This window comes from Rufibacter sp. JT20002 (assembly GCF_056491185.1).
The window spans coordinates 1,459,200-1,476,429 of sequence record NZ_JBSZJY010000001.1; the positions used below are offsets into that span (position 1 = coordinate 1,459,200).

The following is a 17,230-nucleotide window of genomic DNA, read 5'->3' on the forward strand; positions in this document are numbered from 1 at the left end:
GAAGCTTAGGCGTTGGTGTTATTTAGGAGCGCGTTCACAGCATTAGAGATAGCCCGGCCATCGGCTTGGCCCGCCAACTCACGGGAAGCAACCCCCATCACCTTACCCATGTCAGAAGGCCCCAAGGCACCTACCCGCTGGATGATCTCTAACAGGCGCTCACGCAGATCACCCTCGTCTAACTGCTGCGGCAGGAACTCCTCAATAATCGCCAGCTCGGCCATCTCAATCTCTTCCAAGTCATGACGAGACTGGTTGCGGTAAACTTCGGCAGACTCACGGCGCTGTTTGGCGGCTTTGGTCAACAGTTTCAGCTCGGTGTCTGGGGTAAGGGCCGTAACACCACCTTTCTCGGTTTCGGCTAATAAAATCTGTGACTTGATGCCACGCAACGCTTGCAGACGCGTCTTATCCTTGGCCAACATGGCTTGTTTGATGCCGGCTTCTACTTTTTCTTTCAGGCTCATAGTTTATTATTAGTAAAGGTGCCAACGCACCGGGGTCAGAAATCAATTAGGAAAGTGACGTCAAGTTTCTTTTATCTTTGCCCATCTAAAGCAGAAACGCTAACGTTAAGACAAACATGACCAAACTGAGCGTAAATATAAATAAAATAGCCACGCTACGGAATGCACGCGGCGGCAACCGACCCAATGTGGTGCAAACGGCTTTGGATTGCGAGCGCTTCGGGGCACAGGGTATCACCGTGCACCCGCGGCCTGATGAGCGGCACATCCGGTTTCAGGATGTATACGATCTCAAACAGGTAGTGACCACTGAGTTTAATATAGAAGGGAACCCTACCCCCGACTTCATCAAACTGGTGCTGGCGGTGAAGCCTGAGCAAGTGACCCTGGTACCTGATGCCCCCGATGCTATCACCTCTAACGCTGGTTGGGATACCCTTACCCACAAAGACTTTCTGGTAGACGTCATCGCGCAGTTCAAGGCCGAAGGAATCAGGACCTCCATCTTTGTAGACCCTGTCAACGCGCAGGTGGAAGGCGCGGCCCTCACCGGCACAGATCGCATAGAGCTCTACACCGAGGCCTACGCCCATGAATACCTGTCTAACCGTGAAGCAGCCGTAAAACCCTACGCCGAGGCGGCCCGCGTAGCCCAAGAAGTAGGTTTGGGCTTGAATGCCGGCCATGACCTGGACCTGGACAACCTTCGCTACCTCAGAGAACAGCTGCCCAACTTAGATGAAGTATCTATTGGCCACGCGCTTATCTGCGATGCTTTATACTATGGCCTTGAGAATACCATTCAGTTGTATTTGCGCCAATTAAACTTCTAATGCGGCAAGTACCGTTTCAGGCCCGTTTTCTGAAAAGCAGCTTCAAATCCTGCAGACTATGTTAGGCGTGTTGCTGAAGATCACCGCGTTGATTATTGCGGCGCATTACGGGGTGCGGTTCTTCAGTTGGCTTTTCCAGAAGCAGCAACGGGTGTTTTTCCTCTCGCCCATGCGGCAATTCAAAATGGTGTTCTGGTCTTTGCTGAGTTTCTGGTTGGGTGGCACTATGTTAGGGATGCTGCTGCGGGACCAGAACGTCACGGCGCTGGAAAGAGGCATTGTTATTGGGCTAGGTACGGTGCTGTTTTTGTTTGCGCTGCCAACGCTGTTGGTTCATTTTCAGTACTGGCGCCATGAACGAGAAAATGCGTTGGAATTGGAAAAGCAAACCAATTCGGCCCTGCTTTTGCAACCCAGCGGCCGGTATCTACTGGACCAGCAGCACATCAGAGAAATCACGCAGACCCGCTGTCTGTCTAAGCGTTTTTTCTGGAGCCCGTACCAGTATCTCACCCTCTCCCTTACCAATGGGCAGCAAGTGAAGATCACATCCCTATTGATAGACTTAGAGCAACTAAAGGCGCTTTGGCCGCGGGTGCCGATCCAAACCAAAACGAAATGGGTCTGTTTTCTGTAAAATAGGCCAGAAACCTACCATCGCACTCAACCTCTCCAGACTATGGAATTAAATTATAAAATTCTAGGCGAAGGCCAACCGTTGCTTATCTTACACGGCCTTTTCGGTACGCTGGACAACTGGCAAACCTTAGGCCGCGAGTTCTCCAAAACGTTCCAGGTGTATTTGATAGACCTGCGCAACCATGGCCGGTCACCGCATACCCCAGAGTTCAGCTACCAACTCATGACCGATGACCTGCTGGAGTTCATTGAGCAGCACAACCTGCAGAATGCCTTCATCATTGGGCACTCCATGGGTGGCAAGGTGGCCATGAACTTCGCGCTGCAGCACCCAGACAAGCTATCCAAATTACTGGTTGCCGATATCGCTCCCAAAGCCTATCCGCCGCACCATGATGACATCATTGCCGGATTCCGTTCCATTGATTTGAACACCATCCAGAACCGTCAGGAAGCGGATGACCAGTTAGCTCAGAAGGTAGAGGATTTCGGTACCCGTATGTTCCTGCTTAAGAACCTATACCGCAAAGAAGACAACAGCTTTGGCTGGCGCCTGAACCTGGATGCCATTGAGTTGAACCTGGACAAAATCCTGGGTAACATTGAGTCTGAGGTGCCTTTCACCAAGCCTACCTTGTTTCTGCGCGGCGGCAATTCACGCTACATCAAACCAGAGCAGGACCTAGCTCAGATTCAGACACTGTTCCCAAGTGCCACCATAGAAACCATTGAGAATGCCGGCCATTGGCTACATGCCGAGCAACCGCAGGAGTTTTACCGCTTAACTATGCAGTTTCTGCAGGCATAAGTCCCCCTTTAATCAAACATATAGCAAAGTTCCTATACAAGTCGGCTTTGCTTTCCAATTAGAAGTTTCGTCATGAGTACTCCCGCCAAAGGCACTCTCTTCCTTATCCCTACCGTTTTGGCCGAGGACACGGCAGCAGCTGTCATTTGCCGGCAGGTGGCCGAAGTATCAGCGCAGTTGAAGTACTTTCTGGTAGAGAATGCCCGTACGGCCCGGCGGTACATCAAGTTCATTGCGCCCTCTCAGACCATAGAAGAACTGCAGATCACGGTCATTGACAAGAATTCTTCTGATGCCGAGTTGACGGCTGCCCTGAAGCCTTTGCTGGCGGGACAAGATGCCGGTGTGATCTCCGAGGCAGGTTGCCCCGGTGTGGCTGACCCAGGGGCTGAGTTGGCCCGGTTGGCTCATCAGCATGGCGTTAAGGTGGTTCCGTTAGTAGGCCCCTCGGCAATTTTGATGGGGTTGATGGCCTCGGGGTTCAATGGCCAGTCTTTCGCTTTCCACGGGTATCTGCCCATTGAGAAACGAGATCGTATTCAGGCATTGAAAGCTTTGGAGAAGGAGATGGTGCAGAAAGACCAGACTCAGATCTTTATGGAGACGCCCTATCGCAACAAGCAGATGATAGACGATTTGCTACAGCACTTGAGCAAAGACACGAAACTCTGCATTGCGGCGAATATCACAGGCCCCAATGAGTTCATCAAAACCCTGCGCGTTGCGGATTGGAAGGACAAAGTTCCGGACCTGCACAAACAACCCGCCGTCTTCCTGATTTATAGACGCTAAAAACAAAGAAAGGCAACTATAAAGGATTACTTCAAAGGCGTTTAAGGTCTAATTTTCAGAAATCAGACCTTAAACGCCTTTCTTATTTAGGCATAAGCCACCCTTGCGGATTGAGGTTGGTTTGGTTTTTCCAGATCTGGAATTGGAGTTCAGAGGTTCCCTCGGCATCGGTGTACACAGTCCCGATGGTCTGTTTGGTGGAAATCTCCTGGCCCTCGGTTACGCTTACCGTCCGGAGCTTGGCGTAGACGGTAAAATACTCGCCGTGCTGCACCATCACAATGTTGTTCATTCCCGGAATAGTCTGTACCGCCAATACTTTCCCGCCAAAGATGGCCCTCACCCGTTCATTGGCTCCGGTCTGGATATCAATTCCGCGGTTTTCTACCACCACACCTTTCAACACGGGGTGTGCCTGCCGCCCGAAACGCTGGGAAATAAACCCGCGTTCCACTGGCCAGGAGAAACGTCCCTTGTTTCCGGCGAAGTTAGAGGACAAGGCAGCGGCTTCTGGGGTAAGGGTTACGCGGTCGGTTCTGGAGACAGTTTCTTTAGTCTTGGCGGGAGCGCTGGCAGTTGCTGCTGGTTCTGGGGCAGGTTTTCCTGCGGCAGCGGCGGCACGTGCGGCGGCAGCGGCTTCGCGGGCTGCCTTTGCTCTCGCGGCAGCCTCAGCGGCACGGGCCGCCCGGGCAATCTCCTCCCGTACGCGGTCGGCGATCAATCTATTCAGCTGCTGTACCGCTTTTTGGCGTTGCTCTACCTCCTGCTTTAAAGATTGCTCCTGCTGGCTCAGTTGTTGAATCACCTGGTCTTGTTGGTCGTGCATGGAGAGCAGGTTCTTGTTCTCGTTTAACTGCACGTGTAACAGACTTCGCTTTTGTTGCTTTTGGGAGGTTAGCGTATTCAGTTGCTGGTTTAGGTTCTGCCTTACCGATTCTATAGCGGCAGCCTGTTTTTTGCGGGCCTCTGTGTACTGGCGTAGGTAACTCATGCGCCGCATCATCTGGTTAAAAGACTCTGAGGCGAACAGAAACATGAGCTTATTGTAGCTGTTGGCCGTTTTGGAAGCGGCGTAGATCAGGCGGGCATATTCTTTCTTCAGCCGCTCCAGATCGGTTTTGGCGTCGGCTACTTTTTCCTCAGTGGTACGTAGGTCGCGGTTGAGGTAAGTAATTTCAGACGAGATGTTTTTGATCACCCCGGTCTGCACCGTGATTTTTTCCTTAATCACGTTGAGCTGTCCCAGAGAAGCTTGCTTCTTTTGGGCGGTCTGCTCCAGAATGCGGTTGGCCTCCTGAATACGCTTGAGGTTCGCGTTCTTTTCGCGCTCTAGCTGCGCTTTGCTTTTTACCGGAGCTTTTTTAGTGGTAGTCCTTTTTGTAGTAGATTTAGAAGGGGTACGGGTAGTTGTTTTCTGCTGAGCCTCAGCAGAATTGAACCCAATCAAGAAAAAGAATAAAAAAAGATAAAGTAGCCCCGCCCTATTTACGTTCATAGTTCGAAGGTACTGAAAAAGGGAAATCTAGGGAAGTTTCAGACGTAGAAACCTGTCTGTGCTTCACTGCCACTACCGTGGTTTTGCCTGTGTTCCCCTCTGGCTGCTGAATGGAGAGCAGCACGGCCATGGCAAAAGGTTTTCCGTTCAGATCCTCAAAATCCTGGTAATCTACGGTCATGTAATCCTTGGTCTGCAAGTTGCGCACCTCGGTGCGTTTCAGCTTGAACTTAGTGGTGTCCACAAACTGGTCTATCTGCAGGTTGGTACGCAGGGTGCGAAGATGTTGTACTGGCCCCTCCAACTCCAACTTTTCCCGCCCGTTTTCACCGGCCACAAAATTCCCGATTAAAAGGTCCTGCAGGGTTTTAAAATCGACATCTACGTTATAGCGTTGGCGCAGCATGTCATAGGAACCTACCAGATACTCGTCTTTAAGCCTGTTCACAACATAGACCGAGTCTGGGGTCACTTTCAGTCGGGCCGCCTCAAAACCCAACGCCTGCACCGAAGCCCAGATTACTTCGTTTTTCTTCATGCGAAGCGTTAGGTTCGCATTGATTTTGGTGTTCTCACTCTGCACTTTCCCCTTGGCTGAGAAGAAAGTGTAATCTGTGTTGACTACGTTTACTTTGTTTATGTTTTCCGGGGCTACTGCACCAGATGCGCCGGGCGTTGTTTTTTTCTGACATCCTACTAAAACCAGAAAACTCAATCCCAACACGTATATATAGCTTTTACTATTCATAAAGTTTCTTGTCTTTTATCTTTTTGCTGATGCCCTCTGAGGCACCGCCCACCTGGTTTGCGCGTACCCATTGTTTTAAGGCTAAGTCACGCTGACCCAGCTGGTAGAGCACATCGCCGTAGTGTTCAATGATGGTGGCGTCTGAGGAGACTGCCACGGCCTTTTCCAGGAGCTTCCTCGCTTCCTGGTAATCTTTTAATTTGTACAGCACCCATGCATACGTATCTAAGTAGGTAGGATTGTCTGGGTACTGCGCCACTAACGTACTAGCCAGGGCTTTTGCCTTTGCCAGGTTCTGCCCTCTGATAGAGAGAAAGTAGCTGTAGTTATTGAGCGCGTGCGGGTTGTTAGGCTCTACCGCCAGAACTGCCTCATAGGCCTGGTCTGAAAGCGCGTACTGTTCCAGTGAATGGTAAGCATCACCCAACTGCAGGTTGAACTGCATCTGCAACTCCTGGTTATTACCGGCCAACCGCCGCCCGTACTCCAATGACTTTGTGGCCTTTGGGTAATTTTTGTTGATGAGGTGGGCTGTCCCGTTATAGAACCAGAACATCGGCTGATTGGGGAAGAACTCCAACGCGCGCTCAGAATGCAGGATAAGAGAGTCGTTTTGGTTCATCTCCCCGTCCAGTAACACAATCTGCTGCCAGATCTTGAAGTGTCCTGGGTCCAAGGCTACGGCTTTCACGTAGCTGTCGCGGGCTGGTAATTTCCGGCCGGCGTTCACGTAGATGTCACCGGCTACAGCAAAAGCTTTGGCCTCCCGGGGGTGGGCACGGGTGGTGAGTTCTGCCAGTTTAATGGCTTGGTTGGCTACCTTCTCATTAGGTAACCGCCGGATGTAGTCCACCAGAATCTTCACCTTGGAATCGATGTCCAGGCTAGGATTCCCGAAGGCTAGTTCCAATTGGGCATCGGCCTCAACGGTTTTGCCTTGCTGTTGCAGCAAATCAGCGAGCATCAGGCGACCATAGGCGTTATCGGGGGCCACGCTCAAGGCTCTCTGGGCCATTTTCACGGCCTCAGCAATCTTCTTATTGGCAGCTAGAATCTCGGCCTGGGCCAAAAGGTAGCGCACCTCCTCGGGTTTAGAGGCAATCAGGTTCTCGCCTTCCTGCAGGGCCTTTACCAGGTTATTCTGCTTTAGGTAAATCTGTTGCTTCTTAAAGGAGATTTCCTCGATTAGCCCGTATTTTTCTTCAATCTGCCCTAAAGTGCGTAGGGCATCATCTAACCTGTTCTTGGTCAAATAAAGGTCAGTCAGGCTAAAGAGATATTGTTCTGTGTTGGGCAGTTCCTGCGTGAGACGGCTGTAAACTTTGATGGCGTCTTCATACTGCTGCTGGTTTGTGTAAATCTGTGCCAGCAGCAAATGATAATAAGGGTTTTTAGGATCCAGCTCCAAGGCCGCTTTAGCGAAGGGGTGTGCACCCCGTACATTGCCCAGGAGCAGGCTGGTTTCGGCCAGTTTATAGTTAACGGCCGCATTGTTGGGGCTGATAGCATATGCCCGCTGGAACCGATCTAACGCTTTGTTATACTCTTCCAGCAGGAAGAACTTCATGCCTTCCAGAAAATAGGACTCACTTAGCTGCTGCTCCTGCGGGCTAAGGGCAAGAGGAGGGGCAACCGCTACCTGAGGAGCGGTGTTCTTCTCTTTTTTGCGCTCAGATTGGGCGTAGCATTTCTCACCTGCCACCACCATTCCGCACAAAGCAGCCACTATCGTGAGTCCTCTCTTCAGCATAAAATTAAATTTCCTGTCTAGCCACGCAGGGTATTGTAGTCACCTAAGCTCAGGTCTGAAGGTATTCCTTCGTATACAACGTAATTGCCTACCATTGAGTTAGCTATATGCGCATGGTTTACCTTGCTGCTCTCTTGCACAATGGAGTTGCTAATTACTGAACCAGTTACCTGGGTGTTGTTACCAATGGAAACGTGCGGACCAACAACTGAATTGTTCAGAACCACGTTTTCTCCCAAATAAACTGGCGGAATGATCACTGAATTGTTCAGTTGGGCAGTGTTAGACACCAAGCCTTCTTCGTCCTGGATGTACTCCAAGTAACGCTGGTTAGTAAATACGGTAGAGTCTTTGTTTCCGCAGTCAAGCCACTCAGAGATCTGGCCCGGGATGAACACTGATCCTTTGCTCTTCATGTTCTCCAGAGCGTTGGTGATCTGGTATTCGCCTTTGTCTTTGATGTCGTTATCCAACAAGTACTGCAACTCGCTGCGCAGGTACTCGCCGTCTTTGAAGTAGTAGATACCAATGATGGCCAGGTCAGACACAAACTCCTGTGGTTTCTCCACAAACTCGGTGATATGCCCTTGCTCGTTCAGTTTTACCACGCCAAACGGACGCGGGTCTTCTACTTTCTGAACCCAGATGGTTCCTTCGGCGGAGGTATCCAGTTTAAAGTCTGCTTTAAACAAAGTATCGGCGAAGGCTACTACTACGTTGCCTTTCAAGGCGCTTTGGGCGCAAAGGATGGCGTGGGCAGTACCCAACGGCTGATCCTGGTAATGGATTGTACCTACGGCTCCAACTGACTCGGCTATCTTCAATAGCTTCGCCTCTACCTCAGCCCCAAACCTTCCGATAATGAAGGCTACTTCTTCAATGGGTTCCTGGCACACCTTGGCTATGTCTTCCACCAACCGCTGTACAATTGGTTTCCCTGCGATAGGAATTAAAGGTTTAGGAACAGTAAGGGTGTGTGGGCGCATCCGTTTGCCCATGCCGGCCATTGGTACAATGATTCTCATAGTGTGTCTTAAAAAGGTTGCTTAAGTAAGGCCTACCTACGGGTTTTTCTAATTTTGGATATATATACTTTCCGTTTTCAGGCTATTTCCTCGAAAATATAGTAAAAACCGAGGATATTTTTAATCTATTGTTTCCCGGTACTTCCGTAGCCGCCGGCACCCCGCTGGGTTTCGGTCAGTTCTTCTACTGCTTGCCACACCACGCGCTCATAGCGGGCCACCACCATTTGGGCGATGCGCTCTCCATCCTCTACCACGAAATCAGTATCTGACAGGTTTACCAGCAGCACCTTGATCTCACCCCGGTAATCGGCGTCTATGGTGCCAGGGCTGTTCACGATGGAAATACCGTGCTTAAAAGCCAGCCCGCTACGGGGTCTGATCTGCGCCTCGTGTCCTTCGGGGAGTTCAATGGAAAGCCCCGTAGGGATGAGGGTTCGCTGTAAGGGTTTTAAGGTCACAGGAGTCTCCAGATTAGCCCGCAGGTCTAGTCCGGCAGAGTGTTCTGTGGCATAGGCAGGCAGCGGGTGCTTACCCAGGTTAATCACTTTAACAGGTAATGTGGTAGTCATAGACAGCTAATATAAGGAATTATCTATTTATCTGCCGCTGCATGGGCTTTTCTACCACCCACACCACGGCCACAAATACAAGGCACAAACCAATGTGGTACACCTGGCGCAGCCAGAAGTTGTCTAGATCCCAGGCAAACGCCAGCCAGATCAGAGAGGAGGCCAATAACAAATAGCCAAAGATGGCTTTGACTGGATACGGTACCGGGAAATACTTCTGTCCGATCACGTAACACACCACTGACATGGTAAAGTAGCAGAGAAAAGCGGCAATGGCACTGCCCATATAGCCTAGCACCGGAATAAGCAGATAATTAGCCACCACCGTTACGATGGCCCCAAAGATGGTGATATAAGTCCCATACTGCGTTTTATCGGTCAATTTGAACCAGACAGTGAGGTTGTAGTAGACGCCATTAAACAAGTATGCCAACAAAAGAATAGGTACTATCTCCATCCCAGTGCGGTACTCTGCCTGCCCCAGGAAATATTGAAAGATGTCTAGGTTGGCACTAATACCTAGATACGCCAGAGCGCACACAATAACAAACCAACGCATGACCACCGCAAACGTGGCCGGCGAGTTCTTGTCCTGCGACTGCGAGAAGAAGAACGGCTCCGCCGAATACCGGAATGCCTGGATCATGAGACTCATCATGATTGCCAACTTATAGGTAGCCCCAAATACGCCCACAGCCTGCTTATTGGTCACCCCTGGATAAAAGCCTTCTGGTAGCCAGTGCTCTAACATAACTCTAGAGAGCATCTCATTAGTTGCTCCAGCCAGGCCCATGATCAGAATAGGGAAAGCGTACTCCACCATGGGCTTCATTTCGCCAAGATTCAACTTGAATCGGAAGTCAGAGAACTCTCGCCAGAGCATGGGAATAAACAGTAAGTTGGCAACCATGTTCACCAGGAAAATATAACCCACCCCAAGATCAGGGTTGTAAATAACTTCCACCACTGGGCGTAGTTCGGGTAGGTAATTGCCTTCATATACCTGTTGGCAAAAAACCAAAAAGAATAAATTTCCGGCAATCACCAGAAAGATGTTGGTAAGCCTAATAATGGCAAAACGAATTGCTTGGTTCTCTAGACGCAAGCGTGCGAACGGAATAGCCGAAAGCGCATCAACCGCCATGGTAATAGCCAGCCAAACTATATACTTTTCCTTTCCGGGGTAGTCTAATGCTTCGGCAATGGGCGAAGCGAAAAGGAAAATGCCGGCTGTGAGAAGAAGGCTGGAGACCAAAATAAGCGTTTGCACCTTATGGTAGAGTTCTCTACGGTCTACTCCTGGCTTGTTGGCAAACCTGAAAAAGGCCGTCTCCATCCCAAAGGTATACACAATGTTCAGGAACGCGACGATGGCGTAGAGATAGGTGACTAATCCATATTCTTCACGTTCAAAAACGGTGGTATAAAGGGGTACCAGCAGGTAGTTCAAGGCACGGCCCACAATACTGCTGAGCCCGTACGCCGCGGTTTGACCTACCAGTTTTTTTGCAATACTCATATCAGGGGATTGGCAGAAGAAAGATACAAGGGAAGAGACTTCATACTACCTATTTACACCTACTCCCGTTTTTAGCCTGTTTGCTGTAGAACAGACCCAAAACGGGAGCAGATTAGGGAATAAGAATAATGATTTTGGATTTGCTATAATAGGCTATTCGCCCTTGAAAGCTGGTTTGCGTTTCTCCAGGAAGGCAGAAGTACCTTCTTTGAAATCTTCTGAGCCACAGCACCGGCTGAAGGAATTGGCCTCCGTCTGGTAACCGTTCTCTTCTTTGTCATACCAGGCGTTTACGCAGTCTACAATCATGCCTACCGCCAAAGGTGCTTTGGCTACAATCTTCTGCATGATCTCCAGGCATTTGTCCATGAGGCCTTCCGGTGTGGTCACGTGGTTTACCAACCCAAACTCCTTGGCCTCAGCGGCCGTGATCATATCACCGGTCATCATGAGTTCCATGGCTCGGCCTTTGCCTACAAGTTGGGTAAGGCGTTGCGTTCCGCCGTACCCTGGGATAATCCCCAGATTCACTTCCGGCTGGCCAAAACGGGCATTCTCGCTGGCTACCCTTATGTGGCAGGCCATAGCCAGTTCGCAGCCACCGCCTAATGCGAAACCATTTACCGCGGCAATCACCGGTTTAGGACTCTCTTCAATCATGGAAAAGACATCCTGCCCGCGCTCCGCGAAACGGCGTCCGTTTACCTCGTTCAGCTCGGCTATCTCAGAGATATCGGCTCCGGCCACGAACGCCTTCTCACCACTTCCCGTCAGGATCACGCCCCGCACCTCGGGGTCATCATACACCTCCTGCATGGCATTGCTAATCTCCTTTACCGTCTCAATGTTGAGGGCGTTCATTTTGTTCGGACGATTAATCGTGATAAACAAAATACCGCCTTTGTTTTCCAGCAGAAGGTTGTTGTATTGGACCATGTTCTATCTTCTAAACGTGAGTTTCTCCAAAAAATAAGAGGCGCAAATATAAAGAAATACCCACAGATTACTCCTTTCAAGCACAACCCTTTAAAAATACTCTTTTTACCTACTTTTTTCGCCCAAAAGCTTAGGAAAGTATAATATTTTTCTCACATTTAAGTTTATATTCTGGAACAGTTCGCATACGATTAGCGTTACACCGCATATTTCCATTTCTCTTCGCCTCTATTCAATATGACAACTCTTTTCAGATACGTTGCCTTTGCCTTGGCGCTGGTGCTCTTTGGAGCGAATGCGTCTGAAGCATCGGCCCAGAAGCCTAGGAAAACGAAGCGCGAAGCTGCACGTCGGGGGCCAGATGGCCTGAAAAAAGGACAAGTAGGTGCAAGCAACGCTGAGCGGGCTATGCTGCTGGACAGGCAAAAAGCGGTGGCTTCTGCGAAGACCAGTGGCGGTATGTATTCAGGTCCGCGTTACTCAATGCCTGACAACAAGTATGATACCGGGAAAGGAGCTTTTTCTATTGGTGCCTATAAGAACAAAGTAAAGGGCCCTAAAGCGAAACAGCGTAAATCAAAGAGGCTGATTGACAAGGACAACCCAAATGGCAAAATGTACCAACAAAGCCTAAGCAGACGCAATCGTAAGTTTTTGATCTTCTAATTAGGTTTTAACAGATAGCAAAAGGCTCCCTTCACTTAGGTGAAGGGAGCCTTTTGCATTTTAGCAGGTATTTACTTTGGAGCCTTTTTGGATAAAACACCTCTTAATCATAGGCTGAGAAAAACGAAGGAGCCTGTTTGAAAACTATCAACTCTGATTTAGCCCTTGTTTTTAGAAAGTGGTCATAAACAAAAAGCCCCACCTTTTCAGGTGAGGCTTTTTTTTATAATCTAATCATGTCAACTGTAGCTTATAGCGTCCGTTTCACCTCACGCTCTTCGTAGGCTTCAATGATGTCACCTTGTTGCAGATCGTTGAAGTTCTTGATGCTGATACCGCACTCGTAGCCTTGGCGCACCTCGGCAGCGTCGTCTTTGAAGCGTTTCAGGGCCAGGATCTCACCGGAGTGAACCACAATACCATCACGCACCAGACGGATCTTAGAGTTACGGGTAATGGTACCATCTGTCACCATACAACCGGCAATGGTTCCCACTTTCGTGATCTTGAACACCTCGCGTACCTCTACGTTGGCTACTACCACTTCTTGTACTGTTGGAGCCAACATACCTTCCATGGCGTCTTTCACCTCGTTAATGGCGTTGTAGATGATAGAGTACAGACGAATGTCTATCTGCTCCTGCTCGGCCAGACGGCGGGCGTTGGTAGACGGACGAACCTGGAAACCAATGATGATCGCGTCTGATGCAGAAGCCAACAGAACGTCTGACTCGGAAATCTGACCAACTCCTTTGGATAGGATGTTTACCTGTACCTCTTCGGTAGAGAGTTTCAACAAAGAGTCAGAAAGTGCCTCTACGGAACCATCCACGTCACCGCGTACAATCACGTTCAGCTCCTTGAAAGTACCGATGGCCAAACGACGACCAATCTCATCCAGGGTAATGTGTTTCTTCGTACGCATGGTCTGCTCACGCTGCAACTGCTGACGGCTCACGGCAATCTCACGGGCTTCACGCTCGGTTTCCATTACCACAAACTTATCACCGGCTTGCGGCGCTCCGTCAATACCCAACACCTGGATTGGCATAGATGGACCGGCTGCCTTGTGACGGCGACCTAACACGTCAGTCATCGCTTTCACACGACCATAATGCGAGCCAGCTACTAGGATATCTCCAATTTTCAGAGTACCAGTTTGCACTAGCACGGTAGCTACGTATCCACGGCCTTTGTCCAAGGCAGCTTCAATTACGGTACCAACAGCACGACGGTCTGGGTTGGCTCTTAACTCAAGTAATTCAGCTTCCAGCAATACTTTCTCCAACAGCTCGTCAATACCTTGTCCGGTCTTGGCCGAGATCTCCTGGCTTTGGTATTTACCACCCCACTCTTCTACCAGTACGTTCAACTGAGCAAGTTCCTCGCGGATCTTGTCTGGGTTGGCAGTAGGCTTATCCACTTTGTTGATGGCAATCACAATAGGTGAACCGGCCGCTTGCGCGTGGTTCAACGCCTCTTTGGTTTGCGGCATCACGCTATCGTCGGCAGCTACCACAATGATAACTACGTCGGTTACTTTAGCACCACGGGCACGCATCGCGGTAAAGGCCTCGTGACCCGGCGTATCCAGGAACGTGATGTCTTTACCGGCATCGGTGGTTACCTGATAGGCTCCAATGTGCTGGGTGATACCACCGGCCTCACCGGCAGTTACTTTGGTTCTTCTTATGTAGTCAAGCAATGAAGTTTTACCGTGGTCAACGTGACCCATGATGGTCACGATTGGCGCGCGCGGCTTCAGATCCTCTTCGGCATCTATTTCTTCAGCCCCTACATTTTCTTCTTCCTCAGCGGTGGCGAACTGCACATCATAGCCAAACTCATCAGCGATGATGGTAATAGCTTCCGCATCAAGACGCTGGTTGATGGATACGAACATACCCAAGTTCATACAGGTCTTGATAACGTCGTTCACGCTCACGTCCATCAAGGCAGCCAGGTCATTCGCAGACACGAACTCGGTTACGCGTAGAATCTTAGATTCCAGCTGCTCCTGCATTCTGCGTTCATCGGCGGCATCTGCCACGGCAGAGCGTTTCTCCCGACGGTACTTGGCACGGTTACCTTGGTTTCCGCCTTTGCCTCCACTCAGACGGGCCAATGTAGCCTTAATCTGATCCTGGATTTCCTTATCGGTTAACTCAGCACGCGGAGCTGATGGCGCTGGACGATTACCGCCACCACCACCTGGGCGCTGACCCGGACCTCCGCCCGCCGGACGGTTTCCTTGGTAACCACCACCACCAGCTGGCCGGTTTCCTTGCTGAGGCCCTCCGGCGTTGCCTTGACGGTTAGCAGCCTGACCTGTTCCTAACGGACGGGTACTGGTTGCTCTGTCACCGGCACGGTGTCCTTGCTGTTGCGGGGCATTGTTGCCGCCAGCACCACCTTGGGCACCTGTTTTGGGTACTTCAATGCGTTTACGTTTCTTTTTATCTCCTCCGCCTTGTCCTTGGCCTTGGCCCTGACCTGGTCCGCCGGGCTGGTTTCCTCTGCGGCGTTCATCTGAAGACGCCACTGGTTTGCCACCTTTGCCACGACCGCCGCTTACCGGCAGTTCAATTTTACCCAATACAGTCAAACCTTTCAGTTGGTCTGCCTGGGCTTTGATGGTAGTTTGCGGTGCTTCCGGGGCGGCCTGTTCTGCCGACTTTTCTTCGGCCGGTTGATTTGCAGCAACCGGAGCTGAAGCGACAGGGGCAGAAACAGCAGGGGCTGGAGCCGGTGTTGGCGCAGGCGCAGCTTCCTGTGGAGCAGGAGCGGCTGGCTTAGGTGTCTCTACAGCTGGTGCTGGTGCTGGTGCCGGAGCAGGTGTAGCTGGAGTTTCAGCGGCTGGTCTTTCTACAGCAGGTGCAGGAACTGGGGCTTTAGCCTCTACCGGAGCCTGAACTTGGGGCGCCGGAGCAGCAGGGGCACTCACAGGAGCAGCGGCGGGCGCCTGCGCTACAGGAGCAGGTGCCGGAGCTGGTTTCTCGGCTACTACCGGAGCCTCCACTGGTTTTGCCTGCGTGGCGGCTGGTGCTTGAGGAGCAGCAGCCTGTGCAGCAGGAGCGGGTGCCGGAGCAGATTTAGGAATTGGTCTGCCTTTGGCATCCAGTTCAATCTTGCCTAGGATTTTGATACCAGGGAAAGCAGAAGCGCCCGCTGTTGCCGGTGCCGGAGCAGGGCTAGGAGTTGGAGCTTGCGGCGCGGGAGCAGCCGGTTTTGGCTGTTCTGCCTGCGGCGTTCTTACCTGATTAGATTTGATAAACACTTCTGGTTCTGGCTCAGCCTGCTTCTTAGGCTCAGGGCGCTCTGGCTCTGGCTGCTTTTTCCCAGGCATGTTCAGTACTTGCGCCTCAGCCTTCGCTTGCATAGAGGAAGCAAATTCTTTCGACAGCATATTGAACTGCTCCGGGGTAATCTTTGAAGTAGGTTTATTCTCGATCTCAACCCCTTTCTTGCCCAGGAATTCCACTACCGTGGCCAGGCTGATGTTTAAGGTGGTTGCTACCTGCTTAAGCCTCATCGTTTTTTCTTCTGACATGTTCAAATATGCTGTTATAATTTACTTTTAGTAGTTACTTGTTTCTTACTCATTAAAAAAGGATGGGGTGGCCATGACGACTTCGCGTTTTTGTCCTGTTTCCCGGAAAATAGGCCAAAAATGGCACCCACCCTCCAGTAAGGTCAAATAACCCGGCACATAAAGCGCACCACTAGTTGTTGCTTTCTTCTGAATCAAACTCTTGACGGATGATGTTGAGCAAATCCTCTACGGTCTCTTCTTCAAGCTCCGTACGGCGCACCAAATCTTCCTTGCTGACGGCCATCACGCTGCGGGCTGTGTCCAGACCAATGCGCTTCAGTTCGTCAATTACCCAGCTTTCAATCTCGTCAGAGAATTCTTCCAGGTTAATATCTTCTTCAAACCCTTCGGTTTCACGGAACACGTCAATCTCCAAACCAACCAGTTTACTGGCCAATTTGATGTTCTGACCACCTTTACCAATTGCCAAAGACACTTGGTCTGGCTTCAGGAACACAGAGGCGCGTCCGGTTTCTTCGTTTATCTTGATGCTGCTGATCTTAGCAGGGCTCAACGCCCGTTGGATGTACAGCTCCATGTTGTCGGTGTAGTTGATGACGTCAATGTTCTCGTTCTCCAACTCCCGCACGATGGTGTGGATACGCGAACCTTTCATCCCCACGCAGGCACCTACCGGGTCAATACGGTCGTCGTACGACTCTACGGCTACCTTGGCACGCTCACCTGGTTCCCGCACAATCTTCTTGATGGTGATAAGACCGTCAAAGATCTCAGGCACTTCACCTTCGAACAATCGCTCCAGGAATTGTGGAGACGTACGGGAAAGAATGATTTTAGGGTTACCGTTGATGATCTCCACCCGCTGCACCACTGCCCGCACCACATCACCTTTGCGGTAACGGTCTTTGGGGATCTGCTCAGACTTAGGAATCAAGAGTTCGTTGTCCTCAGAATCCAAGATCAACACCTCACGGTTCCACACCTGGTAGACCTCACCAGAGATAATCTCCCCTACTTGGTCTTTGTACTTTTGGTACAGAAGGTCTTTCTCTAAATCTTTCACGCGCTGAATCAGGGTCTGGCGGGCAGTCAACACCGCTCTACGGCCGAAGTCTTCCAACTTCACCAACTCAGACACTTCTTCCCCTACTTCAAAGTCTGGCTCAATCTTGCGGGCATCTGAAAGGGCAATTTTATCATCGTCCCAAATATCCTCTGAGTTATCATCCACAATTTCGCGGTTGCGCCAAATTTCAAGATCGCCTTTCTCTACGTTCAGGATGATGTCAAAATTCTCATCAGTAGACCATTTCTTCCGGATCATTGTACGGAACACGTCCTCCAAGATCCGCATCATGGTAGGGCGGTCAATGTTCTTGAATTTAGCGAACTCCGCAAACGACTCGATCAATACTGAACTATCCATG

15 protein-coding genes are annotated in these 17,230 nt (G+C 50.6%); 5 read left to right on the forward strand and 10 right to left on the reverse strand.

Annotation, left to right across the window (positions count from 1 at the left end):
* Nucleotides 1-5: 5 nt before the first annotated feature.
* Nucleotides 6-467, reverse strand: a complete 462-nt coding sequence (locus ACW9SV_RS05755) for a GatB/YqeY domain-containing protein (RefSeq protein WP_479555784.1) — start codon at nucleotides 465-467, stop codon at nucleotides 6-8.
* 116 nt (nucleotides 468-583) lie between these two features.
* Here ACW9SV_RS05755 and ACW9SV_RS05760 point away from each other — a divergent pair, with 116 nt between their 5' ends.
* From ACW9SV_RS05760 to ACW9SV_RS05775, 4 genes are all read left to right on the forward strand, one after another.
* Entirely contained in the window at nucleotides 584-1,300 is a 717-nt protein-coding gene (locus ACW9SV_RS05760; RefSeq protein ID WP_479555785.1) for a pyridoxine 5'-phosphate synthase, read from the forward strand.
* Nucleotides 1,301-1,358: 58 nt separating this feature from the next.
* Nucleotides 1,359-1,937 carry a PH domain-containing protein gene (locus ACW9SV_RS05765; protein ID WP_479555786.1) on the forward strand — a complete coding sequence of 193 codons (579 nt, stop codon included), beginning with the start codon at nucleotides 1,359-1,361 and terminating at the stop codon, nucleotides 1,935-1,937.
* Between the two features lie 42 nt (nucleotides 1,938-1,979).
* Complete coding sequence (locus ACW9SV_RS05770) at nucleotides 1,980-2,747, forward strand: alpha/beta fold hydrolase (protein ID WP_479555787.1); 768 nt, start codon at nucleotides 1,980-1,982, stop codon at nucleotides 2,745-2,747.
* Between the two features lie 72 nt (nucleotides 2,748-2,819).
* Entirely contained in the window at nucleotides 2,820-3,539 is a 720-nt protein-coding gene (locus ACW9SV_RS05775; protein WP_479555788.1) for an SAM-dependent methyltransferase, read from the forward strand.
* An 82-nt stretch (nucleotides 3,540-3,621) separates the two neighbouring features.
* Here ACW9SV_RS05775 and ACW9SV_RS05780 read toward each other — a convergent pair whose 3' ends face one another.
* From ACW9SV_RS05780 to ACW9SV_RS05810, 7 genes are all read right to left on the reverse strand, one after another.
* The gene (locus ACW9SV_RS05780; RefSeq protein WP_479555789.1) at nucleotides 3,622-5,034 is read right to left on the reverse strand and encodes a murein hydrolase activator EnvC family protein; all 1,413 of its coding nucleotides are present in this window, start codon (nucleotides 5,032-5,034) and stop codon (nucleotides 3,622-3,624) included.
* On the reverse strand, nucleotides 5,021-5,782 hold the full coding sequence (gene lolB1 / locus ACW9SV_RS05785) for a lipoprotein insertase outer membrane protein LolB1 (RefSeq protein ID WP_479555790.1): 762 nt from the start codon (nucleotides 5,780-5,782) through the stop codon (nucleotides 5,021-5,023). Before lolB1 ends, ACW9SV_RS05780 begins: the two co-directional genes overlap by 14 nt.
* Entirely contained in the window at nucleotides 5,775-7,532 is a 1,758-nt protein-coding gene (locus ACW9SV_RS05790) for a tetratricopeptide repeat protein (protein ID WP_479555791.1), read from the reverse strand. Before ACW9SV_RS05790 ends, lolB1 begins: the two co-directional genes overlap by 8 nt.
* Before the next feature lie 17 nt (nucleotides 7,533-7,549).
* Nucleotides 7,550-8,557, reverse strand: coding sequence for a sugar phosphate nucleotidyltransferase (locus tag ACW9SV_RS05795; protein WP_479555792.1), 1,008 nt, complete (start codon nucleotides 8,555-8,557; stop codon nucleotides 7,550-7,552).
* 125 nt (nucleotides 8,558-8,682) lie between these two features.
* Complete coding sequence (gene dut, locus ACW9SV_RS05800) at nucleotides 8,683-9,129, reverse strand: dUTP diphosphatase (RefSeq protein ID WP_479555793.1); 447 nt, start codon at nucleotides 9,127-9,129, stop codon at nucleotides 8,683-8,685.
* Nucleotides 9,130-9,148: 19 nt separating this feature from the next.
* Nucleotides 9,149-10,648: a lipopolysaccharide biosynthesis protein gene (locus ACW9SV_RS05805; RefSeq protein WP_479555794.1), complete on the reverse strand. Its 1,500-nt coding sequence runs from the start codon at nucleotides 10,646-10,648 to the stop codon at nucleotides 9,149-9,151.
* Nucleotides 10,649-10,801: 153 nt separating this feature from the next.
* The gene (locus ACW9SV_RS05810) at nucleotides 10,802-11,584 is read right to left on the reverse strand and encodes an enoyl-CoA hydratase/isomerase family protein (RefSeq protein ID WP_479555795.1); all 783 of its coding nucleotides are present in this window, start codon (nucleotides 11,582-11,584) and stop codon (nucleotides 10,802-10,804) included.
* 237 nt (nucleotides 11,585-11,821) lie between these two features.
* Between ACW9SV_RS05810 and ACW9SV_RS05815 the strand changes: the two genes are divergently transcribed.
* Complete coding sequence (locus ACW9SV_RS05815; RefSeq protein WP_479555796.1) at nucleotides 11,822-12,250, forward strand: hypothetical protein; 429 nt, start codon at nucleotides 11,822-11,824, stop codon at nucleotides 12,248-12,250.
* Between the two features lie 250 nt (nucleotides 12,251-12,500).
* Here the strand turns inward: ACW9SV_RS05815 and infB are convergent, their stop codons facing one another.
* Nucleotides 12,501-15,782 (reverse strand): translation initiation factor IF-2, encoded by a 3,282-nt coding sequence (gene infB / locus ACW9SV_RS05820; RefSeq protein WP_479555797.1) that lies wholly within the window; start codon nucleotides 15,780-15,782, stop codon nucleotides 12,501-12,503.
* 190 nt (nucleotides 15,783-15,972) lie between these two features.
* Nucleotides 15,973-17,229, reverse strand: a complete 1,257-nt coding sequence (nusA, locus tag ACW9SV_RS05825; RefSeq protein WP_479555798.1) for a transcription termination factor NusA — start codon at nucleotides 17,227-17,229, stop codon at nucleotides 15,973-15,975.
* Nucleotide 17,230 lies beyond the last annotated feature (1 nt).